Raw genomic sequence first — 23,787 nt, forward strand, 5'->3', positions numbered from 1 at the left:
GCGGGGGGCCCGGGGGGGGGGGGGGGGGGGGGGGGCGGGGGGGGGGGGGCGCGGGGGGGGGGGCGGGGGGCGCGGGGGGGGGGGCGGGGGGCGCGGGGCGCGGGGCGCGGGGCGCGGGGCGCGGGGCGCGGGTCAGGCGGGCGGCGGGACGAGCCGGGCGTGCAGCGCCGCCGGATCTGCCACCTCGGGCAGGTCGCGGGCGGCGAGCCAGGCCGCCGCGGCGGCGCCGTCCCCGGCAGCGTGCAGCGGCGCGGTCGGCCAACGGCGGGCCAGTTCGGCGCGGACGGCGGCGGCCAGCGGGGTGTCGCCGGTGAGCAGGCCACCACCGAGCACCACGGGATCGGCCGCGTCGGCCGGGCGGATCCGGGAGACGCTCTCGGCCAGCAGTGCGGCGGCCTCGGCGACCAGCGCCGCACCGGTCGGCTCGCCCTGGCGGGCCGCCGTGACGACCAGCGGGGCGAACCGGGCCAACTCCACCGGTGGGCGCCGGGTCACCGCCTGCACCACGGCGTCGACGGTCGCCCGGGGGCGGTCGGCCACCTCGCTCGTGCCGGTCAGTTCCGCCAGCACGCGGCGGCCCAGTTCGCCCGGCGTCTCGGCGCGGTCCAGGTCGGCCAGAAGCCGGCGGACCGCCTCCCGGCCGAGCCAGAACCCGGAGCCGGCATCGCCGAGCAGCCAGCCGTGCCCGTCGGCGGTGCGGTCCAGGCACCTGTCGCGCACCTGGGCGGCGATCGCGCCGGTGCCGGCGATGACCACGGTGCCGTCCGGGGCGGCGGTGCCGGAGGCGTAGGCGACCAGGGCGTCGCCGTGCACCCGGTACGGGCAGCGCAGCCCCGCCTCGGCCCACGCCCGGTCGAACGCGGCGCGCCCCTGCGGATCGGCCAGGAGGCGGCCGGCGCCGGCGAGGCCGATCACGCCGCCGCGTACCCGGGTCGGGTCGACGCCGGCGAGCGCCGCGCGCAGGGCGGCGAGCAGTTCGACGGCGGCCCGCTCCGCGCCGTGGCTGGTCGGGTTGCCGCCACCGGCGCGGCCGGTGCCCAGGCAGGCCCCGTCGAGGCTCAGGGCGGCGGCGCGGGTGGACGTGCCCCCGACGTCGAGGCCGACCACGACGGTGTCCGACATGGTCCTCATGCTGGCCGGGCGGGCCCGGCCGGCGCAAGATCGTAGCGGTGCGGCAGGTAACAGTTTGAAAACTTCGCCCACGGCCTTGACACGGAGGGGCCTTCAGTAAGAACTTTTACCACTAATAGTTAACACTCTTTTCCGAAAGGCTTCCGCCGATGGCCGAGCACGACGTCGACACCTCCGCGGCGACCGCGGTCGTCGATGCCGCCCCGGCCGACCGGCGGGGCGTCGACGGGGTGCTGGCCAGGGTCCGGGCCGGCGTGGGTGAGCTGACCGGGGCGCTGCGCCGGGTCGCCGAGCACGTGCTCAGCGACCCGGAGGCGGCGGCCCGGGCGACGATCGTCGAGCTGGCCGAGCGGAGCGGCACCTCGCCGGCGACCATCACCCGATTCTGCCGGGCGATGGGCTTCGAGGGCTACGCCGACCTGCGACTCGGCATCGCCGCCGAAACCGGCCGGGCCCGCTCCGCGGGCTGGACCGTCGACATCGGCCGGGAGATCCAGCCCGGCGACCCGCTGTCCCGGGTGCTCGACCAGATCATGGCCGCCGACACCCGGGCCATGCACGACACCGCCGCGCTGCTCGACCTGGGCGAGGTGGAACGGGCGGCGGTGGCCATCGCCGGGGCCAATCGAGTGAACATCTTCGGCGCCAGCGGAAGCGCCCTGGTCGGCGAGGAGATGCAGTTCAGCCTGCACCGCATCGGCGTGGCGGCCTGGGCCTGGAGCGACGTGCACGAGGGCCTGGCCAGCGCCGCGCTGCTGGGCGTCGGCGACGTCGCGCTCGGCATCTCGCACACCGGAGCGACCCGGGAGACCATCGAGCTGCTCGCCGAGGCGGGCAGCCGCGGGGCCACCACCGTCGCGCTGACCGGCTTCCCCCGCTCGCCGCTGGCCGAACTCGCCGACATCGTCCTGGTCACCGCCAGTCAGGCGACGACCTTCCGGCCGGACGCGCTCTCCGCCCGGCACCCGCAGCTCGTCGTGCTCGACCTGCTCTACATCGCGGTGGCGCAGCGCACCCACGACCGCGCCCACGCGGCCTTCCGGCGTACCGCCCAGGCCGTCGACGGGCACAAGGCCGCGAAGGGGGCCTCCTCATGATCAGTGCCCAGCGGTACGTGGAGGCGGTCCGCCCGGTGCTCGACCGGCTGGTGGACAGCCAGGCGGACGCCGTGGACCGGGCGGCGGACCTGATCGCCGGCGGTCTTCGTGCCGGCGGTGTCCTCCAGGCGTTCGGCGCCGGTCACTCGGAGGCGTTCGCCGCCGAGCTGGTGGCCCGGGCCGGCGGCCTGGTCCCCACCAACCGGCTCTCCCTGCACGACCTCGTGCTGCACGGCGACGCGTCTCGCGACGTGCTCGCCGACCCCAAGCTGGAACGTGACCCGGCGGTGGCGCACGGGCTGTTCGCCCTGGCGGCGCCGCAGCCGGAGGACGTTTTCGTGGTCGCCTCGCAGTCCGGCATCAACGGCTCGGTGGTCGAGTTGGCGACGTTGGTCAAGCGCGACGGCCATCCCTTGATCGCGGTCACCTCGGTCGAGCACACCGCCCGGGTCGCCCCTCGGCATCCCTCCGGGCACCGGCTCGCCGACCTCGCCGACGTCGTGCTGGACAACGGCGCGCCGTACGGTGACGCACTGCTGCCGCTCGAGGGCGGCGGCGCGGTCTGTGCGGTCTCGTCGGTCACCGCGGCGCTGCTGGCGCAGCTGCTGACCGCCGAGGTCGTACGACGGTTCCACCAGGCCGGAGAGGTACCCCCTGTCTACCTCTCCGCCAACGTCCCCGGTGGGGACGAGCACAACCTCGCCCTCGAGTCGCGGTACGCCGGGCGTCTCCGGCGGACCGCCTGACCCGACACCACAAGGAGAGACACCATGTCGGTTACCCCCGAGAAGTCCGACCTCAGCCGTCGGATCCTGCTGCAGCGCGCCGGCGCGGCCGGCCTGCTGGCCATCCCGGCGGCCGGTCTGCTCAGCGCCTGCGCCGGCAGCGAGCCGAGCAAGTCCGACGGCGGTGGCGCGGCCAAGAGCAACGACAACCCGTTCGGCGTCGAGGACGGCAGCGCCGTCAAGGTGGTGGTCTTCAACGGTGGGCTGGGCGACCAGTGGGCCAAGGAGGACGCGGTCGTCTTCAACGCCAAGCACCCCAAGGTCACGGTCAACATGTCTTCCACCCAGAAGATCAAGACCGAAGAGCAGCCCAAGATGGCTACCCAGCCGAGCGACCTGGTGATGAACTCGGGCGCCGACATGATGGACCGCAGCACGCTGATCAACGAGGGCGCCATCGAGCCGCTCGACGACCTGCTCACCGCGCCCGCGTGGGACGGTGCGGGGACGGTCGCCGACTCGCTGCTGCCGGGCACCGTCGGCGACGGCACCCAGAACGGCAAGTTCTACGTGGTGAACGTGGCCTACACGGTCTGGGGCAACTGGTACAACGCCGCCCTGTTCAAGAAGGAGGGCTGGACGGCGCCGACCACCTGGGACGAGTTCTTCGCCCTGGCGCCGAAGATCAAGGCCAAGGGCATGGCGCCGTACGTGCACGACGCCATCCACGGCTACTACCCCCGCTGGGGGCTGTTCGCCAGCATCTGGAAGGCGGTCGGCAAGCAAGCCGTCATCGACATCGACAACCTCAAGGACGGCGCCTGGAAGGTCGACGGCGTCGTCGCCGCCCTCCAGCCGTGGGAGAAGCTGGTCAAGGACAAGCTGCTGCTGCCGGGCAAGCTCAACCACACCCAGTCGCAGCAGGCGTGGCTGGACGGCAAGGCCGCGTTCATCCAGGTGGGCACGTGGCTGAAGAACGAGATGGCGGCGACCATCCCGCCCGGCTTCGAGCTGACCCTCTCGGACTACTGGAGCAACAGCGGTGACAAGGCCGCCAAGGACGTCTTCGCCGGCTCCGGCGAGGGCTTCGTGGTGCCCAGCAAGGCGCCGAACAAGGCCGCCGCCAAGGAGTTCCTGCGGGCCATCCTGTCCAAGGAGGGCTCGGAGAAGTTCGCCGAGCTGACCAAGTCGCTGGCGTCGACCAAGGGATCCGGGGACAAGGTCCAGGACTCCGCGCTGGCCTCGGCCAACGCGCTGATGAAGAACGCCTCCAGCGACCTGATCTCGGTCAAGTTCCCGGACTTCTACGCCGACCTGGACAAGGAGAGCCAGAACCTCTCCGAGGAGTTGATGGCCGGCCGGCTCACCGCGCAGCAGTTCGTCGACAAGATGCAGGCGGCCGCCGACAAGGTCGCCAAGGACTCGTCGATCAAGAAGCAGACCCGCACCGCCTGATCTCGTCGAGGAAGTGAGTCCAATGCGGCACGGAGTCGCGCGTTTCGTCACGGGCTTCCTGGCCCTGCCCGTCGCGCTGTACCTGTTCTACGTGGTGTGGCCGTTCGCGCAGGCGGCCGGGTACTCGTTGACCGACTGGGGCGGGTACTCGGACTCCCAGCGCTTCGTCGGGCTGGACAACTACGTCCGGCTGTTCTCCGACGAACTGATCCGGAAGGCGTTCTGGCACAACGTCTTCTTCCTGGTCACCGTGCCGCTGTTCACCATCGGGCTGGCCCTGCTCCTCGCGTTCCTGCTCAACGTGGGCGGGCGCGAGGACAGGGCCGGCATCCGCGGGGTGTTCGGATCCGGTCTTTACAAGGTCATCTTCTTCTTTCCGCAGGTGCTGTCGCTGGTCGTGGTCGCGGTCATGTGGCAGCAGATCTACCGCAGCGACGAGCAGGGGCTGATCAACGGCCTGCTGATCAAGATCGGCCTGGTGGACGCGGCCAACCCGATCGCCTTCACCGCCGACCCGGAGCCGTTCCTCGGCATCCCGGCGGTGCTCTGGTGGCTGTTGCTGATCGCGGTGTGGAGCGGCGCCGGCTTCTACATGGTGCTCTTCTCCGCCGCCATGCAGTCGATCCCGAAGGACATCTACGAGGCCGCCATCCTCGACGGCGCGGGCCGGTTCCACACGTTCTTCAAGGTGACCCTGCCGCTGCTGCGCGACACCATCTCGGTCGCCTGGGTCTACCTCGGCTTCATCGCGCTGGACATGTACGCGCTGGTCTTCGTCATGACGCCGAGCCAGGGCGGGCCGAACCACGCCAGTGAGATCTTCGCGTCGGTGCTCAACTTCACCGCGTTCCAGAAGGGCCAGTTCGGCTACGCCTGCGCGATGGGCGTCGCGTTGGCCATCTTCACGATCCTGCTGGCCGCGTTGCAGCTGAGGATCACCCGTCGTGACCGTATCGAGTACTGAAGGAGGCGCGGCGATGAGCACGGCGACGCACCGTCTCGACCGGGCCGACAAGGCCGCCACCGGGCCCGCCCCGGCCCCCGTACGCCGGCAGGAGCGGCACCGCGGCGGTGTCGGCTCCCGGATCTTCAACGGCTTCTCCCACGTCTTCCTCGTGGTGTGGGCGCTGATGGTGATCTACCCGCTGCTCTGGGTGGTGATGTCGTCGTTCAAGGACGACGCCGAGGTCATCCGGGAACCGCTCTCCCTGATCCCGGACAAGCTGCACTGGGAGAACTTCGGCCGGGCCTGGACCGAGGGGCACCTCGGCGCGTTCTTCCTGAACACCGTGCTGGTGCTGGTCGGCAGCGTCACGCTTACCATGCTGCTCGGCTCGATGGCCGCGTACGCGCTGGCGCGCTTCTCCTTCCGCGGCAACCGGCTGATCTACTACATGTTCCTGTCCGGGTTGACCCTGCCGATCTACCTGGCGGCGGTGCCGCTGTTCAAGGGCGTCTACAACACCGGGGTCAGCTTCCCGCTGCTCGGCCCGAACAAGCACCTGATGCTGATCCTGGTCTACGTGGCCTGGTCACTGTCGTTCACGATCTTCTTCATGCACTCGTTCTTCCGGACGCTGCCCGACTCGATCGCCGAGGCGGCGCAGGTCGACGGTGCCTCGCACACCCGCGCGTTCTTCAGCGTGATGCTGCCGATGGCCAAGCCGGGCCTGATCAGCATCGGCATCTTCAACGTGCTCGGCCAGTGGAACCAGTGGTACCTGCCGACGCTGCTCATGCAGTCGGTGGCCGGCGAGCCGAAGCACCAGGTCATCGCGCAGGGGCTGATCGAGCTGTCGGTCAACCAGGGCTACAAGTCCGACTGGTCCGGGTTGTTCGCCGGCGTCACCATGGCGATGCTGCCGGTGCTGATCGTGTACATCGTCTTCCAGCGCCAGGTCCAGTCCGGCCTCACCGCCGGCGTCGGCAAGTAGAAGCCGTGCAAGGAGGGGCCCCTTTTTAACACCGCGTGGTGAGAAGGGTCCCCTTCTCTACCGTGGGCGTTAACAGGGGGCCCCTCCTTACCCGCGGGGCTGTCGGTGGGGCGAGGCACAATCACGGTCGTGCTGGTGGCGGTGGTGGCGGGCGAGCGGGGCGGCGGCGTGCTGCAACCGCTGCACGCCGACGGCCGCCCGGCCGGCCCGGCCGAGCAGGTGCCCGACCTGGCCGCCGCGGTCGCCGCGCGGGAGGCCGCCGACCGGCCCCGGTGGGTGTGGGCCGCCGGGGCGGGCGTCTATCCGCCGCTGCTGCGCGCCGGCGTCCGGCTGGACCGCTGCCACGACGTGGAGCTGACCGAGGCGTTGCTGCTCGGGCACGCGGGCCGCTGGGGCGAGCCGCGTGCGCTGCCCGCCGCCTGGGCCCGGCTGACCGGCGCGCCGGTCCCGCCGGACCCGGCGCCGCGCCCGCCGGAGCCGCCCGGCCACGGTCAGGGCGCGCTGTTCGACCCGCCGTCCGGGCCGCCGGGTCCGGGCCGCACGGCGTTGACCCGGGTGTACGCCGACCAACTCGCCCGGATCGCCGCGACGGCACACCCCGGCCGGTTCCGGCTGCTGGTGGCGGCCGAGTCGGCTGGCGCGCTGGTGGCCGCCGAGATGGGCGCGACCGGCCTGCCCTGGCGGGTCGACGTGCACGACGCGATCCTGGCCGAGCTGCTCGGCGAGGCGTCCCCGGTCGGCGGGCCACCCCGCCGGCTGGCCGACCTCCAGGCCCGGATCGCCGCCGCGTTCGGCGTACCCCGGTTGCACGCCGACTCGCCGGCGGAGCTGTTGCGGGCGTTCGCCCGGGCGGGGGTGGAGCTGCCGAACACCCGGGCCTGGGTGCTGCGCGGGGTGGAGCACCCGGCGGTGCCGCTGGTCCTGGAATACAAGGAGCTCTACCGGATCTGGACGGCGCACGGCTGGGCCTGGCGGGACGCCTGGGTGTCCGGCGGCCGGTTCCGCCCGGAGTACGTGCCCGGCGGCGTGGTCTCCGGCCGGTGGGCGACGCGGGGCGGCGGGGCGTTGCAGATCCCGAGGGTGATCCGGCGGGCGGTGGTGGCCGATCCGGGTTGGACGTTCGTGGTGGCCGACGCGGGCCAGCTCGAACCGCGGGTGCTGGCCGCGGTCTCCGGCGACGAGCGGCTGGCCGCCGCCGGTGGCGCCGGCGACCTCTATGCGGCGTTGGCCCGGGACGCCTTCGCCGGTGACCGGGCCCGGGCGAAGGTGGCGCTGCTCGGCGCGATGTACGGGCAGACCGGGGGCGCGGCGGTGCCGGCGCTGGCGGTGCTGCGGAAGAGCTACCCGACCGCGTTCGGCTACGTGGAGGCGGCGGCGCGCACCGGCGAGGCGGGCGGACTGGTCCGGTCGTGGCTGGGTCGCACCTGCCCGCCCGGTTCGGCCGGGTTCGCCGACGGGGACGACGCGATGCCGGACGGCGAGGTGGATCAGCACGGGCCCTCGGCCCGCGCGGCCCGGTCCCGGGGGCGGTTCACCCGCAACTTCGTCATCCAGGCCACCGCCGCCGAGTGGGCCTCGACGCTGCTGGCCACGCTCCGCACCGAGCTGGCCGGCGTGGCGGCCGAGCTGGTCTTCTTTCAGCACGACGAGGTGGTGGTGCACTGCCCGGTCGACGAGGCGGCGGCGGTCACCGAGGCGGTCTCCGCCGCCGGAGCACGGGCCACCCGGCTGTTGTTCGGCGACACTCCGGTCCGGTTCCCGCTCGACCTGTCCACGGTGGACTGCTATGCCGATGCGGCATAGTCACACAATTTTCCTTTTTGCCCCGCTACCCGCTCCCGAGCGCGCTCGTTGGGCCCGGTGTGCGTACGACGGGACGGACCGGGCGCTGCTGTGCCCGGTCCGTCCCCCTGGTCGAGGGGGCACCGCTGAACCGGATCGCTGCAATGATCATCGCCGCTGGCGGCGGACGCCGCATCGGCGGACCCGAGGCGCTGCTGCACCAGGGCGAGAAGCCGCTGGTCAGCCGGATGGTCGACACGATGGCCGACGCCGGCTGCGCGCAGGTCGTGGTCGTGCTCGGCGCGGCGGCCGAGCAGGTGCGGCGCACCACCGACCTGACCGGCGCCTCGGTCGTGGTCAACCGCGCCTGGGGGACCGGCGTGGGCTCCTCCATCCGGGCCGGGCTCGCCGCGCTGACCGACGACGACATCGAGGCGGTCGTCGTGGTGCCGGTGGACATGCCCGGGCTCACCGCGGCGGCGGTCCGCCGGGTGGCCGCCCTGCCGTACCCGGACGCGCTTGTCTGCGCCACCTACGACGGCCTGCGCAACTACCCGATGCTCTTCGGCCGTCGACACTGGCCCGGCATCGCCACGCTGGCCAGCGCCGACGTCGGCGCCCGGCCGTACCTGCTGGCGCACAAGGACCAGATCGTCGACATCGCCTGCGACGCGGTGGCCGACGGCAGCCGGATCGACAGTCCCGAGCTGATGGCGCTCTACGGCCTGTCCGTGCCCGAGCAGCGCATCGGGGCCTGACCGTAAGGAAGGGCCCCTTCTTAACGCCTGCGGTAGAGGAAGGGCCCCTTCTTGACACGCGCGCAGACAGCGGTTGTCGGACGTCGGTGCCAGGATGTGACGGTGGCCTACGACGAGGACCTGGCGAACCGGGTGCGGCAGCTGGTCGGGCGCGAGCCCGGTGTCACCGAACGGCGCATGTTCGGCGGCTTGGCGATGATGCTGCGCGGCAACATGTCGGTGGTGGTGCGCGGCGCCGGCGGCCTGATGGTGCGCGTCGATCCGGCCGACACCGAGGCGGCGCTGGCCGAGCCCGGCGCCGGGGCGACCGTGATGCGCGGGCGACCGATGCGGGGCTGGGTGACCGTCGACCCCGCCGCGTGCGAGCGTGACGCCGACCTGGCCCGCTGGGTCGACCGAGGGGTCCGCTGCGCCCGGGCCCTGCCGGCGACGTAACCTGCCCGATATTCGGCTGCGGCTGGCCCCGGGTGCACCTCGATGTCGTCCCGTCTGGCGGCGACCGGGACGCGGAGATCGACCGGCTGCTCGCGCTCGGCGCGACGCGGGTCGGCGTGGGCCGGCACACGGTCGAGGACGTGGTGCTGGCCGACCCCGACGGCACCGAGTTCTGCCTGGTGACGCCACGGTGACGCAAGGCGGGCCACCGCCGTCGGTCGACCCGCGCGCCGCCCGGACCGGCGAGCCGCTCAGGCCAGGTCGAACAGCGTGGCCGCGTTGCCCCAGCAGACCGCGCGCAGCCAGTCGTCGCCCAGGTCCAACCGGGCCAACCCGTCGAGCTGCTCCGCGTACGGGTAGGGGATGTTCGGGAAGTCGCTGCCCAGCAGCACCTTGCCGGCCAGGCCCAGCTCGCGCAGCCGGGGCCGCTGCGCCGGCGGGAACGGCACGAACCGGTCGAAGAACGAGGTGAAGGCCATGGTGGTGTCGAGCCGGACCTCGGCGTACCGGTCGGCCAGGTCGAGGAACGCGACATAGTCGGGCGCGCCGAGATGGGCCACGACGGCGGCCAGCCGGGGATGCCGGGCGAGCAGCGCGGCGAACGGCTCCGGCCCGGTGTGCGCGGTGCCCACCGGGGCGTGCCCGGCGTGCACGACCACCGGCACCCGGGCGTCCGCGAGCAGGCCCCACACCGCGTCCAGGGCCGGGTCGGTGGGTCGGAAGCCGCCCACCTGCACGTGCACCTTGAACACCCGGCCGCCGGCGGCGAGGGCGTCCGCGACGTACCGGGCGGCCTCCGGCTCCGGGAAGAACGTCGCCGACGGCAGACATCCCGGGGTACGCGACGCGAAGTCCAGCGTCCACCGGTTCAGCGACTCGGCCATGCCGGGCCGGTGCGGGTACGCCAGCGCGGTGAACGCCCGCACGCCGAGTCGGCCCAGGTGCGCGACCCGGGTGTCGTCGTCCCAGCGGTAGCGGATCGGCCACTCGGTGCCGACCAGCGGGCCGGCCGCGTCGAAGTAGGACCACACCTTGGCCAGCAACCGGGGCGGCATGAAGTGGGTGTGCACGTCGGCAAGGCCGGGCAGGCCGAGTCGCCGCCAGAACGCCGGCACCGCCCCGTCCTCGGCCGGCGGCGGTAACTCGTCCGTCATACCTGGATGTCGAAGCGTTGCAGCACCGAGGGGGCGACCAGGCCCAGCGCGGCGAGCACGGCCAGCACGGTCAACGCGCCCCGCAGCACCACCGTCTCGGCCTTGCTGCCGGTGCGCAGCGCGATGCTGTTGGGCAGCCCGATCATCGTCCACATCCGCCGTTTGATCGGGACGGGCCAGAGGATCGGCACGCCGGCCCGGGTGATCATGTCGCCGAGGATGTGCACGAAGCAGCCCACGCCGACGGCGAGGCCGATCATCGGATAGCCCCGGTCACCGGGCAGGTTGGCGAAGGTGAACCAGGCCCCGGCGGCCGACACGAGCGTGACCACCACCCAGCCGGCCCGCTCGGCCCACTCGTCGAAGAGCCCGCGCAGCGCCAGACCGATCATGAAGAACAGGATGCTGACCACCGCCCACTTGCCGTAGTGGGCGCAGAGCGCGGTGGTGCCCCATCCGACCAGCACCGTGAACGGCACGGTGTGGGTCAGCGTGCGGTGTCCGTTGTTGCGGCGCGGATCCTTGCTCAGCTTCGTCGCGTAGTAGACACCGAGCGAGATCTTCTCCATCACCTCGGCGACGAAGAGGCTGAACACGCCGAACGTCCGGGCCACCGTGGCGCCGCCCTGGTTGCGGGTGACCTTGCCGGAGAGGTCGAGGTCGGGAAAGAGCGCCCCGCCCGCGCAGACCGCGGTGCCCACCGCCAGCGCCAGCGGCGTCTGGTGATAGTCGGCGAACTGGTCCAGCGCCCAGGAGCCGGTCAACCACACCGCCGCGCCGGACAGCGCGTGGGACGGTCCCATCATCTCGGCTCGCCCTCCCCAGAGATCTTGATCGACAGAAACTACGCCACTGTAGTCAGTCGGTGCGACGGCGGGGCCGCAGGAATTATGTCGGCGCAGGTGGGTGCCGCGAAGCCCACTGTCGGTGATGGGACGCGGCCGGTCACCCCGCCGTGCGGGTCGGCCGGATCGGCCGGACGCTGTCCCGGATCAGCGCGAACTGCTCGTTGGCGGCGGCCCAGTCGGCGTCCGAGGTGGTCAGGCCCAGCGTCCACCCGGCCTCCTCGCCGGGCAGCACCCGCAGCGCGTGCATGCGCTCCCCGTACGGCGCGGTCCAGCGGCACTCCCACACCGCGCCGTCACCGTCGGCGGTAAGCCGGACCTTCTCGTACCTCGGGAGCCGCCCCGCGTCCTTGAGGTCCCGCTCGGTCGAGCGCAACCGGCCCACCGGGTCCCCGCCCGGGTAGGGCTCGACGCCCAGGATGCGCCGGGTGGCCGGGTCCTGGAAGCAGGTGGTGTCGCCCGATCGGAGTTGGAGCCACCCGGCCGGCAGGGCGATGTGGAACCCGCCGGTGTCGGCGGGCCAGACCCAACCGGCGGGCACGGTCACCGCCGGGTCGGCCGGCGGCGGGCCCTTCCGGACCGGCGTGCCTGCCACGTCGGGCCGGATGCACGGGAACGGCGGTGCCGGCGCCCCACCGGGGGGTCCGGGCGGCCGCTGCCAGGGTTGGCCGACGGGTTCGCCGTGCCGGTCGCCGTCCGGCGGGTGGTCGTCGGCGACGGCGAGCGCGGTGCCGACGCCGGCCACCACGGCCAGCACGACGGCGCCCGCGGCGAAGCCCCAGCGCCGAGTCGTCCCTCGGCCGCCGTGGCCGTCGCCGGGCGGCCCGCCCGTGGCGCCGCCGTCGGTTCCCCCGCGGCCGGCGTCGCTGTGGGCAGCGCGGAGGCCGTGGCTCGGACCCTCGTGGGCGGCGCGGACGCCGGGGCCGCCGTGGGTGTTCGCGTTCGGGTCGGCCACGCCGGCCGCCCCGCCGCGTGGCGGGGCGTCACCGAGCGCGCCGCTGCCCGTCGAGCCGCGCAGGGGACCGCTGTCGACCGGGCCGGCGGCGACCGGCGGCGGGCCGGCCGGGGGAATGCCGCCCGGGACCGGGGTGTGCACCGGGCTGACGGCGTCGGCCCGGGCGGCCGGGCCCTCCGGGCCGGCGGGGTTGCCCGGATCGACGAAACTGGTCAGGACCGTGGGCCCCAACCCGCCGACCGGTCGGTCGGAAGCGTCCCGGGTCACGCCGCCGCGCTCCGGACGGTCCGGCTCCTCGGCCGGGCTGTCCTCCGCCGCGTCGGAGGGAGTCGGATCGCCCTCGGCCGGCCGCGCCCACTCGCTGCGCCGGGCGGCCCGGCTCCAGGCGCGGGCGGCGGCGGCCGGTGGCATCAGGTTCGGATAGCCGACCATCGGACGGGCGTCCGCGTCCTCGTCGTCGCGTCCGGTCGTGCCGCCCCAGCCGCCGGTGCCGTCCCGGCTCTCGGCGTCCGGACGGCCCGGCCCGTCGGCGGTCGGATGCCCCGGCGGGCCGCCCGCCCCGCCGAGGATCGGCCCGGAGCCGCCCGCCGCCGGACCGTCGGTTGCGGGGCCGCCCGCCGCCGGGTCTGGCTGCCCGACCGCACCCGCCGGTGGGACGGCGCGTCCGACCGCGCCCCCGCTCCGCTTCGCCTCACCGACTGTGGACCCGGACCGTGGCACCGGTGGGACGCCGACGGGGGAGTCGCTCCGGGGCGGGACGGTCGATCCGGACCGTGGCACCGGTGGGACGCCGATGCGGGAGCCGCTCAGGGGCGGGACGACCGGTCCCGGCCCGGTCGCACGCGGCCCGGCCGACGCCCCCGGGTCCGGTCGGCCCGGCTCGGCGGTGCCCGGCCGGTCCGGCGCGTCGGCGGGCGGCGCGGCGGCGGTGGCGAGCAGTCGGGCGATGTCGTCGTGGCCGAGCCGGTTGCGCGGGTCGCGGCGCAGCAGCCCGACCAGCACCGGCATCAGCGGACCCGCGTGCGGCGCCGGGTCCGGTGGCTGGCTGGCCAGCGCCGCCAGCGTGGCCATCGCGGTGCTGCGCGCGTAAGGTGAACGGCCCTCCACGGCGGCGTGCAGGGTGGCGCCCAGCGACCACAGGTCCGCCTCGATACTCGACACACTCTCGGCGGCACGTTCCGGTGCGACGTACTGCGGGGAGCCGAGGACCAGCCCCGGACGGGTCATGGCACCGTCGCCGCCCTCGAACACGGCCAGCCCGAAGTCGGTGAGCAGCACCCGCCCGTCCAGCGCCAGCAGCACGTTCGCGGGCTTCACGTCCCGGTGCAGCACCCCGGCCCGGTGGGCGGCGCGCAGCGCGGCGTGCACCGCGAGCCCGATCTCGGCGGCCCGCCGGGGCGACAGCGGGCCGTCGGTTTCGATGATCTCCTGTAAGGAACGGGACGGGACGTACTCCATGATCAGCCAGGGGTCGCCGTTCACCCGGACCACGTCGTAGACCCGCACGACGTTGGGATGGTTGAGCCGGGCGGCCGTGCGCGCCTCGCGCAGGGTGCGGGCGCGCAGCTCGTCGCGATCGCTCTCGGCGAGCCAGTTCGGCGGCAGCACCTGCTTCACCGCGACCTCGCGTTGAAGCTCCTCGTCCCGGGCTCGCCAGACCTGGCCCATCCCGCCGCGTCCGACCAGGTCGATCAGACGGTATCGTCCGGCGATCACCACTTCCCGCACCGCACTCCTCACCGCTGGTCTGGTCCACAATAGCCAACGGATCGGGTGGCACCTATCCCATCAGGGCGGCGGGCCTCAGCTCGCCGCGCCGGCCAGCAGGTTTCCGTCCGGGATGGCGATGGCCGGACGGCTGCCGGCCAGCAGCGCGGCGGCCCGCCGGGCCTGGAACGAGTGGTGCTCCCGGCGGGCGGCGGCATAGCTCACGGCGGTCCGGGCCGCGATGGCCGACCAGGCGTAACGCCGGGTCACCATGGCGCGTGCCCTGCGCGCCACCCGGCGGGCGAAGACCTCGTCGCCGAGCAGCCGGTCGACGGCGCCGGCCAGCGCGCCCGGGTCGCCGTGCGGGAACGTCACCCCGGTCACCCCCGGCTCGACGATCTCGGCCAACCCGCCGGTGCGCGCCACCGCGAGCGGCGCGCCGGCAGCCGCCGCCTCCAGGGCGATCATGCCGAACGGCTCGTAGAGGCTGGGGACCACGGTGGCGTCGGTGGCGGCGAGCACCGCGGGAAGCTGGGTGGCGTCCATGAAGCCGGCGAACCGGACCGTGTCGTCCAGGCGAAGCCGGTGCGTCTGGGCGACCAGCTCGTCCCGGTACGGGCCGTCCCCGGCGATCACCACCCGCAACCCCGGGTGGCGGTCGGCCAGGTGCGGCACGGCGTCCACCAGGTGCTGCACGCCCTTCTCGTAGACCAGCCGGCCGGCGTACCCGATCAGCGGTCCGCGGCCGGCGAAACGGGCACGGGCGGACGCGACCGCGTGCGGGCGGGCCCGCCAGGCCCGGTCGTCGACGCCGTTTGCCACCACGTCGACGCGCCCGGCCGGCACGTCGAACAACCGGGACACCTGCTCGCGCATGTAACCGGAGCAGGCGATCACCCGGGCCGAGGCGTTGCTCAGCCAGTGCTCGACGCCGTGGATGGTGCGGTTCATCTCGCCCGGCAGCCAGCCCTGGTGCCGGCCCGCCTCGGTGGCGTGGATGGTGGTGACCAGTGGCACGTCCAGGTGTTCGGCCAGGGTGACGGCGGTGTGCGCGACCAGCCAGTCGTGGGCGTGGATCACGTCGTACGCGCCGGCGGCGGCGGCACGCAGGGCGGTGCGGGTGAGCGTGTGGTTGAACGCCATGGTCCAGGCCAGCAGCGAGCCGGTGGCGAGCGGGAACCGGACCGGATCCTCGGCGGCGCGCAGCACGCGGACGCCCTCGGCGTACTCCTCCATGGGGGTGCCCTCGGCGTGCCGGGTGACCACGGTGACCTCGTGCCCGGCAGCGGCCAGGGCGACCGAGAGCGCGTGCACGTGGCGACCGAGGCCACCGACGAGCACGGGCGGGTATTCCCAGGAGAGCAGCAGCACCCGCAGGCGCCGGGCGGGCTGGATGTCGATCACTTCGGCGTCAGCTGACACGCGGCCCCCTCTGAGTTGTGGTCGCCCCCCGGTGACGGCACCACGGCGGGTGTCCGGTGGGGTCGCGACCCATCCTGCCCAGCCGTCGATAACCGGCGGCGACGCGCCGGTTGCCGGTCTGTAACGCGTTACCGGCGCGAGCGCCGCGCCCGCAGCAACTCCGCCACCGACCACGCCTGGAACGGGCAGCCGGTGGCCGCGTGCGGCGCGGCGCCCTCGGCGGTCTCGCTCACCGAGCCCAGGCCGTCCTCGACCAGGTGCCCCGCCAACCCGACCAGCAGGTCCGCGGTGGGCAGGCCCGCCTTCCGGTACGCGTCGAGCAGCGGCCCGGTCAGCCACGGCCAGACGGTGCCCTGGTGGTAGGCGGCGTCCCGCTCGGCCGGGCCGCCCCGGTGCCGGCCGGTGTAGCCGGGGGAGCCGGGGGCGAGGCTGCGCGGGCCGAGCGGGGTGAACAACGCCTCGGTGAGCCGGCGCAGCGTGGCCTCGTCCGGTTCCAGCGGCGCATAGGGCAGGGACCAGGCGAGCAGTTGGTTGGGGCGCAGCAGGTCGTCGTCGTGGTGCGGGGCGCCGCCGAGCGGGTACGCGGGCGCCGGGGCGTCCACCACGTCGTGCAGCCAGCCGGCCGGCGCGGGGAAGCGGTCGCGGAACGCGCCGGTGGCCCGGCCGTGCAGGTCCCACAGGTCGGTGGCGTCGCGCCCGGCCAGCTCGGTCAACTCGGCGAGCCCGGCCAACCCGTTGATCCACAGCGCGTTGACCTCGACCGGCTTGCCGGTACGCGGGGTCACCGGCATCCCGTACACCCGGGCGTCCATCCAGGTCAGCGCCACGTCCGGGGGGCCGCCCTGGGTGAGCAGCCCGTCGGCGGGGTCGACGCCGATGCCGTAGCGGGTGCCCCGCACGTGCGCCTCGACGACGCCGTGCAGCGCGGGCAGCAGCTCGTCGCCGAGGTCGGTGTCGCCGGTGACCGTGACGTGCCGGCTCACCGCGTGCAGGAACCACAGCGTGGCGTCGACGGTGTTGTGCTCGACCCGGCCGGTGTCGGCGGTGTTCGCCAACATGCCCTCGCTCAGCGTGCCCGCGTACGCGCGCAGCAGTTCCCGGCCCTCGTCGGCCCGGTTGGTGCAGAGGAACAACCCCTCGTAGGAGATCATGGTGTCCCGCGACCAGGCGCCGAACCAGGGGTAGCCGGCCACCACGTCCGGGCCGGTCGCGGTGCGAACCACGAACGCGTCGGCGGCGAGCGCCAGCGTGGCGGAGACGGCGTCGTCGGGCTCGGCGGCGGCCACCACCGCCCGGTTGCGCCGCCGGGCCGCCTCGATGACGGCGGTCGCCGGTGGCGGTTCCTCGGCCAGGTCGTCCGCCCAGGCGAGCACCGCCACCGTCGCCCCCGGCTCCTCCAACGCGCCGGAGAACCGGCCCGCGTACCAGAGGTCCTCGTCCGGGTTCAGGCCGCGGGCGGCCTCGGCCCGGTGGCGGACGCCGAGCCACCACTGGCCCTCCGGGGTCCAGGCCGGCCCGGCGAGCCGGAACGCGCCGTCGACCGTCGCGCCGCCGGCCACCGGCTCCAGCCGGGGCGCGGGACCGTCGGCCCGCCGCTCGCCGTGGGCGTCCCGCCAGGTGCAGGCCGCGGACAGGTCCAGCCGGACCGGCCCGCCGGAGACCAGCCGGTGGACCACCGCGACGCAGGAACGGCCGTACGCCATGGCGACCTCCCGCTCGATCACCACGTCGCCGATCCGCCACCGCCAGCGCGGCACCCCGTCGGTCAGGTCGAAGCGTTCCAGCAGTTCGAAGCCGCGCGGGTCGACCACCCCGGAGGACCACTCGTGCGCGCCGAGGCGGACCCGCCGCCCCGATGGCAGGGTCACCGCCGGGTCGAGGCTCCCGAGTCCCACCTTGCGGGACGCGGGCGTCTCGCCGGGCACCACCAGCAACCCGTGGTAGCGGCGGGTGCGCAGCCCGGCCACGGTGCCCATGGCGTAGCCGCCACGCCCGTCCGTGACCAGCCATTCCCGCCCGGCGGCGGCGGACAACTCCCCGCAGACCTGCGGGCCGAACCGGATGTCGATCAACTTTCCTCCACCGGCAGCGAGGTGTGACATGCCACGACGACAATGGCCGCTGTGGAGAAGTACCCCGGCGGCGTCGAAGATGTTCCGGTGATCACCGACCACCCGACCTCCGCGACCCCCGACCCCGAGCGGCACCGGCTCGCCCAGGCCGATGCCGGGGAGCAGGAGTGGCGCGCATGGGGCCCCTATCTGTCCGAGCGGGCGTGGGGGACGGTTCGGGAGGACTACAGCGAGCACGGCACGGCCTGGGACTACTTCCCCCACGATCATGCGCGGTCCCGAGCCTACCGGTGGAACGACGACGGCATGGCGGGCGTCTGCGACGACCGGCAGACGTTCTGCTTCGCGCTGGCGCTGTGGAACGGGCGGGACCCGATCCTCAAGGAGCGGATGTTCGGCCTCGGCGGCGACGGCGGCAACCACGGCGAGGACGTCAAGGACTACTGGTGGTATCTCGACAGCACGCCGACGCACTCGTGGATGCGGTGGCGCTACCACTACCCGCAGGCCGCGTTCCCGTACGACGAGCTGGTCGCGGTGAACGCGCTGCGCGGCCGGGACGACACCGAGTACGAGCTGGTGGACACCGGCATCTTCGACGACGACCGATACTGGGCGGTCACCGTCGACTACGCCAAGGCGTCGCCGACCGACATGTGCGTGCTGGTCACGGTCGCGAACCGGGGCGACGAGGACGCCACCCTGCACGTGCTGCCCACGCTCTGGTTCCGCAACACCTGGGCCTGGGGGCTGCCCGGCGCCGACCGGGTCCCGAAGCTGCACGGCGCGGGTTCCCGGCTGGTCGGCGAGCACTGGGTGCTGGGCCAGCTCCTGCTGGAGGGCGACGGCGAGCCGACGCCGCTGCTGTGCGACAACGAGACGAACGCGGAGCGGCTGTGGGGGCTGCCCGGCCGCTCGGCGTACCCGAAGGACGGGATCAACGACCACGTGGTCGCCGGCGCCGCCACGGTCAACCCGGAGCGCACCGGCACCAAGGGCGCGTTGCACTACGTGCTCGACGTGCCGGCCGGCGGGCAGCGGCAGATCCGGCTGCGGCTGACCCGCACCGCGCCGCCGCCGGCGGCCGGCGCGCCCGCCCCGGCCGATCTCGGCGACGGGTTCGACACCGTGCTCTGGGCCCGCCGCGCCGAGGCGAACCGGTTCTTCGACAGCGTGATCCCGGCCGCGGCCACCCCCGACGAGGCGCTTGTCGCCCGGCAGGCCATCGCCGGGCTGATGTGGGGCAAGCAGTTTTACCACTTCGACGTCAAACGCTGGCTGGAGGGCGATCCGGGGTCGGCGCCGCCGCCGGCCGGCCGGCGGCACGGGCGCAACAGCGCCTGGTGGCACATGAACAGCTTCGACGTCTTCTCCATGCCGGACCCGTGGGAATATCCCTGGTACGCGGCCTGGGACCTGGCCTTCCACTGCGTGACCATCGCCCGGGTCGACCCCGGGTTCGCCAAGGAGCAACTGCTGCTCCTGCTGCGCGAGTGGTACCTGCACCCGAACGGGCAGATCCCGGCGTACGAGTGGGCGTTCGGCGACGTGAACCCGCCGGTGCACGCCTGGGCCGCGCTGAAGGTGTTCGAGATCGACGGCTGTGCCGACCACGAGTTCCTCGCCCGGGTGATGCACAAGCTGCTGCTCAACTTCACCTGGTGGGTCAACCGCAAGGACACCGGCGGCAACAACGTCTTCGAGGGCGGCTTCCTCGGGCTGGACAACGTCGGCCCGTTCGACCGCTCGGCGGCGCTGCCGGTGGCCGGGACGCTGGAGCAGTCCGACGGCACCGGTTGGATGGCCATGTACGCGCTCAACCTGCTCGACATGGCGATCGTGCTGGCCGAGCACGACCACGCGTACACCGACACCGCGACGAAGTTCTTCGAGCACTTCGCGTACATCGCCGCGGCGGCGTACGAGCAGGGGCTGTGGGACGCCGAGGACGCGTTCTTCTACGACGTGCTGCGGCTCGCCGACGGCACGAAGGTGCCGCTGAAGGTGCGTTCGGTGGTGGGCCTGCTGCCGCTGGCCGCGGTCACCCGGCTCACCACCCGGACCATGCGCCGGCTGCCCGAGCTGGGCGCCCGGCTGCGGTGGTTCCTCACCAACCGCCCGGAGTACGCCGACGTGATCGGCGGTCGCCGGCTCGGATCCGACGGCACCCAGCAGCGGCTGCTGTCCATGGTCGGCCCGGAGCAGATGGTGCGGCTGCTGGCCCGGATGCTCGACACCGACGAGTTCCTCTCCGAGTACGGCCTGCGCACGCTCTCCCGTGCCCACCTGGACAAGCCGTTCACGGTCACGCTCGGCGGCCAGGAGTTCAGCGTCGGCTACGAGCCGGCCGAGTCGACGAGTGGGCTGTTCGGCGGCAACTCCAACTGGCGCGGCCCGATCTGGATGCCGACGAACTTCCTGCTGATCAGCGCGTTGCGGGACCACGCCGCGTTCTTCGGCGACGGGTTGCAGGTGGAATATCCGACCCGCTCCGGGGTGAAGCGCACCCTGGACGAGATCGCCGACGACCTGTCCGCCCGGCTGATCTCGCTGTTCACCCGGGACGGGTGGGGGCGGCGGCCGATCTACGGCGCCGCGCAGTTGTTCCAGACCCACCCGGACTGGCGGGACCTGATCTGCTTTCCGGAGTATTTCCACGGCGACAACGGCGCCGGGCTGGGCGCCTGGCACCAGACCGGCTGGACCGCCCTGGTGGCCGACCTGATCCTCACCCTGCGCCGCTGACCGCCGGCCGGGCCCCGCCGCGAAAACACCGAGCGGGCCCTGCGGCCCGCGGTAGTACGGTGTGCGGGCCGACAGGGAGGAGCCGCGATGACAACGCGCCGGGAGGGCGCCGTGCTGGTCTTCGACGCCGACGACACGCTCTGGGAGAACAACGTCCTCTTCGAGCGGGTGATCGAGGACTTCCTCAGCTGGCTCGACCATCCGACCCTGGACCGGGCCCAGCTACGCGCCGTGCTCGACGACGTGGAGCGGGCCAACGCGCTGGCGCACGGCTACGGCAGCAAGATCTTCCTGCGCAGCCTCGCCGACTGCCTGGAGAAGTTGCGTGAGCGACCCGCCACCGACGCCGAACGCGCCGAGATCGAGCAGCTCGCGGCTGCCCTGGTCGGGCACCAGGTCGAGCTGATGCCCGGCGTGGCGGAGACGCTGGACGACCTCGCCACCCGCCACGAGTTGCTGCTGCTGACCAAGGGCGAACGGGAGGAGCAGCAGCGCAAACTGGACGCGTGCGGGCTGCTGCACCACTTCCGCGCGGCGCACATCGTGCCGGAGAAGGACGCGGACACCTATCGCCGGCTGGCGCGCGAGCACGCCTTCGACCCGGCCGGCGCGTGGATGATCGGCAACTCGCCGCGATCGGACATCCTGCCGGCGCGGGCCGCGGGCATGAACGCGGTGTTCATCCCGAACGAGAACACCTGGGTGCTGGAGCACGAGGAGCTGGACCCGGCCGACCCGGGGGTGATCCGGCTCGCCGCGTTTCCGGACCTGGTCCGCCACTTCTAGCCGGCCGGTAACGTCCGGGACGTGCCGCTGACGTTCCCTTCGCACCTGGCGCCGGTGCTGCCGCTGAAGCGGTGGCGGCCGGACTGGTTCGACGGGGTGGCGCTGGCCACCGGCGCGGTCGCCCCGGACGTCTGCTACCTGGTCAGCGGCACCCGCTTCGACCTCGGGATGCGCACGCACACGCTCGGCGGGCTGCTCTGGTGGTGCCTGCCGGTCGCCCTCGCGTACGCCTGGCTCGTCCGCCGGGTGGTCGCCGGCATCGCCGTGCACCTGCCCGCGCCGCGGCTGTTCGGCTGGCCGCAGTACGCCGCGCTGGCCGGCGTGCGGCATCCCTGGCAGGTCACCGTCTGCTCGGCGCTGATCGGGGCGTTCAGCCACGTCGCCTGGGACCGGGTCAGCCACTCGGAGCGCCTGCCGCGGCTGCTCGGCGTCGCCGACTTCCACGCCCGGACCGGGCTGCCCTGGTGGCAGTTCGCCGATGTGGTCGGCAGCCTCGGCGGCGGGCTGCTGGTGGTGGCCGTGGCGGTGTACGCGGCCCGCCGGGGCGAGGTCTTCTCCGGTGCGCTGCCACCCGCCCCGGTGGCGAACCCGCAGGCGTTCTGGCGGGTGACCCTGGCGGTCACCGCCCTGGGGGCGCTGCTGCTGCCCGGGTTGCCGGCGGCGACCGTCGCCGCGCCGGCGGGCGTGCGCGTGCTGCACCTCGGTGCGCTGGCGTTGATGGCCGGCGCCGCGGCGGCCCGGTCCGCGCCGTCGCCGCGGGGTGGACGCAACCGGCGTCTCGAAGACGAACAGCGCCCGATCGGATGACCCTGTTACGTCGACATGCCGCTTTTCAGCATTGACATCAATCACAGCCCTCCGGTCCGTCCCGGCGCTTGTCCGGCCTGGTCCGGCCCGCCTAACCTGAGCCGGCGTCCACGCCTCGTCGGGGTGAGTCGGGGGCGCACCGGAGTCCGGTGGTAGGAGCACCGTGGAGCTGAGTGCGGGCGAACCGGTTCGCCGTGTGGGCCCGGCGTGGGCGTCGTGCCACGCCCGTCGTGCCCCGTGACGCGGACCGACACCATGCCGGACGGCCGGGGTCAGGGCCGGGGAGTTGCGGACCCGGTCCTGACCCGTCCGGCCGACGCGCGGCCGGGACGCCCCTGGCGCGCCGGCCGGTGACGGAGCGACACTGGGTCATGACACTTCGGCGCGTACCGCTGCTCGCCAGCCTGGTCGTGCTGCTCGCCGCGGCCTGCACGACGACCGGCCCCGACGGTGCGGACCCGGCGCCCTCGCCGACCACCGCGCCGGCCACGACGACCGTCCCGCCGGCTCCCGACGCCACCCCGCCCTCCGACGTGGCGGTGACCGCCGGATCGTGGCGGCGGACCTGGGGTTGGGCGGTGCCCGGCACGCCTGCCACGATCATCCACCCGGTCCGGGCGCCGGTCACCCGGGCCCCCGGCGAACCGCTGCCGGTCCTGGTCGCCGTGCAGGTCGGCGACCATCCGGCGGAGGGCTTCAGCCGGATCACCTTCGCGTTCCGCGGGCCGACCCCGTCCTACCAGGTCGGCTACGTGCCGCAGGTGGTCACCGAGGGGCGTGGCGCGCCCGTCGAGCTGCCCGGCACGGCCTACCTGTCGGTGCGGTTCGACCCCGCGCAGGCGCACGACGCGCGCGGCGGCGGCACCGCCGACGTGCCGCCCGCGGCGATCGGCTACCCGACGCTGCTGGGCTGGGCCGCGGCCGGCGACTTCGAGGGGCACCTGAGCTTCGGGCTCGGCCTCCAACCGCCGGACGGCGGGCAGGTGCCGGTGCGCCTCGGCGAGTCCATCCGCCCGGACGGCACCCACGTCGTCACCGTCGACGTCCGGCGGGGCTGACCGCGCGACACGGACGGCTCAGCCGACCTCGCCTCGGACGATCGCCACCGCGACCCGGCAGAACTCGTCCATGTCGGGCTGGAAGCCGGCGGCGATGTCCGGGTGCAGGCCGGAGCGGGTCTCGTCGAGCAGCCGACGGCACACGTCCTCGACGGGCTCGCCCGCGTAGCCGGCCCGGACCCGGTCGGCCGCCGCCTGCAGGGCCGACGTCAGCTGATCCTCCAGCGGGCCGCGCAGCTTCCGCTGCACCGGATCGAGCCCGCCCGGATCGAGCGTGACATGTGGCTCCGACATCGGCGCTCCCTTCGTCGGCGTCCGCGGTACCCCACCGCGGGCGTCGGTCAAACCATCGTCGGCACGGCCGCCACCCGGACCAGGTACGAGAATTCCTCCGCCGGCTCCTCGGCGTACGACAGCCGGCGGATCTGCCGGTCGTCGGTCCAGAGCGCGACGTCGACCAGCACCCCGAGGTGGGCGAGGCCGATGGTGGAGACCCGCTTCTTGTCCTGGAGCACGGCGCACACGCCGCCCAGCAGAGTGCTGGCGTCGGCGGTGCGGTGCCCGGGCGGGCACCGCAGGGTCAGGTCCACCTCCACCGGCCCGGCGAGCGGGGTCCACCCGGTGCGCTGGGCCGCCGTGCAGGCGGCCTCGAGCAGGGCGCGGACCCTCGTCGCCTGGCGGTGGCCGGCGGAGAAGATGGACAGGGCCTCGGCCTTGACCGGGGGCAGGCCGCTCACCTCGAACGTCAGGGCGAGAGCGCGGGTGTCCTGCACGACGGCACCTCCTCGGGGGAATCCTGCCCAACCGGTACGCACGCGGGCGGCGGTTCCGCGGAGAACCAACCGATCGAGCGGGCTGTGGGGGGACAGCCGGGGCGGGTCGACGGCGGCGGCGACGCGCGGGCCACGGAGCTAGGGAA

Annotated in this window: 21 protein-coding genes; 13 read left to right on the top strand and 8 right to left on the bottom strand. The window is 73.9% G+C overall.

The window, feature by feature from the left end:
* Positions 1-132 precede the first annotated feature (132 nt).
* Positions 133-1,122, bottom strand: coding sequence for a BadF/BadG/BcrA/BcrD ATPase family protein (locus AB0H28_RS04040; protein ID WP_358033902.1), 990 nt, complete (start codon positions 1,120-1,122; stop codon positions 133-135).
* Between the two features lie 158 nt (positions 1,123-1,280).
* On the opposite strand from AB0H28_RS04040, the gene AB0H28_RS04045 reads away from it, so the two are divergent.
* The 9 genes from AB0H28_RS04045 (at position 1,281) to AB0H28_RS04085 (ending at position 9,511) form a co-directional block, all read left to right on the top strand.
* Positions 1,281-2,228: a MurR/RpiR family transcriptional regulator gene (locus tag AB0H28_RS04045; RefSeq protein ID WP_358033904.1), complete on the top strand. Its 948-nt coding sequence runs from the start codon at positions 1,281-1,283 to the stop codon at positions 2,226-2,228.
* On the top strand, positions 2,225-2,974 hold the full coding sequence (locus AB0H28_RS04050) for an SIS domain-containing protein (protein WP_358033906.1): 750 nt from the start codon (positions 2,225-2,227) through the stop codon (positions 2,972-2,974). The genes AB0H28_RS04045 and AB0H28_RS04050 overlap by 4 nt, the downstream gene beginning before the upstream one ends.
* Positions 2,975-2,998: 24 nt before the next feature.
* Positions 2,999-4,408: an N-acetylglucosamine/diacetylchitobiose ABC transporter substrate-binding protein gene (gene ngcE / locus AB0H28_RS04055; protein ID WP_358033909.1), complete on the top strand. Its 1,410-nt coding sequence runs from the start codon at positions 2,999-3,001 to the stop codon at positions 4,406-4,408.
* 22 nt (positions 4,409-4,430) lie between these two features.
* On the top strand, positions 4,431-5,372 hold the full coding sequence (locus AB0H28_RS04060) for a sugar ABC transporter permease (RefSeq protein WP_358033911.1): 942 nt from the start codon (positions 4,431-4,433) through the stop codon (positions 5,370-5,372).
* A gap of 166 nt (positions 5,373-5,538) precedes the next feature.
* Positions 5,539-6,342: a carbohydrate ABC transporter permease gene (locus tag AB0H28_RS04065; protein WP_358035124.1), complete on the top strand. Its 804-nt coding sequence runs from the start codon at positions 5,539-5,541 to the stop codon at positions 6,340-6,342.
* Between the two features lie 99 nt (positions 6,343-6,441).
* Positions 6,442-8,145, top strand: a complete 1,704-nt coding sequence (locus AB0H28_RS04070) for a bifunctional 3'-5' exonuclease/DNA polymerase (RefSeq protein WP_358035127.1) — start codon at positions 6,442-6,444, stop codon at positions 8,143-8,145.
* Between the two features lie 143 nt (positions 8,146-8,288).
* Positions 8,289-8,882, top strand: a complete 594-nt coding sequence (locus AB0H28_RS04075) for an NTP transferase domain-containing protein (protein WP_358033914.1) — start codon at positions 8,289-8,291, stop codon at positions 8,880-8,882.
* 102 nt (positions 8,883-8,984) lie between these two features.
* Entirely contained in the window at positions 8,985-9,317 is a 333-nt protein-coding gene (locus AB0H28_RS04080; protein ID WP_358033916.1) for a TfoX/Sxy family protein, read from the top strand.
* 32 nt (positions 9,318-9,349) lie between these two features.
* The gene (locus tag AB0H28_RS04085; protein WP_358033918.1) at positions 9,350-9,511 is read left to right on the top strand and encodes a VOC family protein; all 162 of its coding nucleotides are present in this window, start codon (positions 9,350-9,352) and stop codon (positions 9,509-9,511) included.
* Between the two features lie 57 nt (positions 9,512-9,568).
* Here the strand turns inward: AB0H28_RS04085 and AB0H28_RS04090 are convergent, their stop codons facing one another.
* The 5 genes from AB0H28_RS04090 to AB0H28_RS04110 form a co-directional block, all read right to left on the bottom strand.
* Entirely contained in the window at positions 9,569-10,471 is a 903-nt protein-coding gene (locus tag AB0H28_RS04090; RefSeq protein WP_358033921.1) for an amidohydrolase family protein, read from the bottom strand.
* Positions 10,468-11,277 carry a metal-dependent hydrolase gene (locus AB0H28_RS04095; RefSeq protein ID WP_358033924.1) on the bottom strand — a complete coding sequence of 270 codons (810 nt, stop codon included), beginning with the start codon at positions 11,275-11,277 and terminating at the stop codon, positions 10,468-10,470. The genes AB0H28_RS04090 and AB0H28_RS04095 overlap by 4 nt, the downstream gene beginning before the upstream one ends.
* A 139-nt stretch (positions 11,278-11,416) precedes the next feature.
* Complete coding sequence (locus AB0H28_RS04100; protein ID WP_358033927.1) at positions 11,417-13,999, bottom strand: protein kinase; 2,583 nt, start codon at positions 13,997-13,999, stop codon at positions 11,417-11,419.
* A 75-nt stretch (positions 14,000-14,074) separates the two neighbouring features.
* On the bottom strand, positions 14,075-15,400 hold the full coding sequence (locus AB0H28_RS04105; RefSeq protein ID WP_358033930.1) for a glycosyltransferase family 4 protein: 1,326 nt from the start codon (positions 15,398-15,400) through the stop codon (positions 14,075-14,077).
* Positions 15,401-15,528: 128 nt separating this feature from the next.
* Positions 15,529-17,472, bottom strand: a complete 1,944-nt coding sequence (locus AB0H28_RS04110) for an amylo-alpha-1,6-glucosidase (RefSeq protein ID WP_358035129.1) — start codon at positions 17,470-17,472, stop codon at positions 15,529-15,531.
* A gap of 42 nt (positions 17,473-17,514) precedes the next feature.
* Here AB0H28_RS04110 and AB0H28_RS04115 point away from each other — a divergent pair, with 42 nt between their 5' ends.
* The 4 genes from AB0H28_RS04115 (at position 17,515) to AB0H28_RS04130 (ending at position 22,868) form a co-directional block, all read left to right on the top strand.
* Positions 17,515-20,217 (top strand): glucosidase, encoded by a 2,703-nt coding sequence (locus tag AB0H28_RS04115; RefSeq protein WP_358033932.1) that lies wholly within the window; start codon positions 17,515-17,517, stop codon positions 20,215-20,217.
* Between the two features lie 87 nt (positions 20,218-20,304).
* Positions 20,305-21,003: an HAD family hydrolase gene (locus AB0H28_RS04120; RefSeq protein WP_358033934.1), complete on the top strand. Its 699-nt coding sequence runs from the start codon at positions 20,305-20,307 to the stop codon at positions 21,001-21,003.
* A gap of 21 nt (positions 21,004-21,024) precedes the next feature.
* Positions 21,025-21,810: a DUF4184 family protein gene (locus AB0H28_RS04125; protein WP_358033936.1), complete on the top strand. Its 786-nt coding sequence runs from the start codon at positions 21,025-21,027 to the stop codon at positions 21,808-21,810.
* A 371-nt stretch (positions 21,811-22,181) separates the two neighbouring features.
* Positions 22,182-22,868 (top strand): hypothetical protein, encoded by a 687-nt coding sequence (locus AB0H28_RS04130; protein ID WP_358033939.1) that lies wholly within the window; start codon positions 22,182-22,184, stop codon positions 22,866-22,868.
* 18 nt (positions 22,869-22,886) lie between these two features.
* On the opposite strand, the gene AB0H28_RS04135 is transcribed toward AB0H28_RS04130, so the two are convergent.
* Both AB0H28_RS04135 and AB0H28_RS04140 read right to left on the bottom strand, forming a co-directional pair.
* Positions 22,887-23,162, bottom strand: a complete 276-nt coding sequence (locus tag AB0H28_RS04135; RefSeq protein WP_358033942.1) for a hypothetical protein — start codon at positions 23,160-23,162, stop codon at positions 22,887-22,889.
* 47 nt (positions 23,163-23,209) lie between these two features.
* Complete coding sequence (locus tag AB0H28_RS04140) at positions 23,210-23,641, bottom strand: hypothetical protein (RefSeq protein ID WP_358033945.1); 432 nt, start codon at positions 23,639-23,641, stop codon at positions 23,210-23,212.
* Positions 23,642-23,787 lie beyond the last annotated feature (146 nt).

It is taken from the genome of Micromonospora sp. NPDC050980, assembly GCF_040653835.1.
Lineage (GTDB): Bacteria > Actinomycetota > Actinomycetes > Mycobacteriales > Micromonosporaceae > Micromonospora.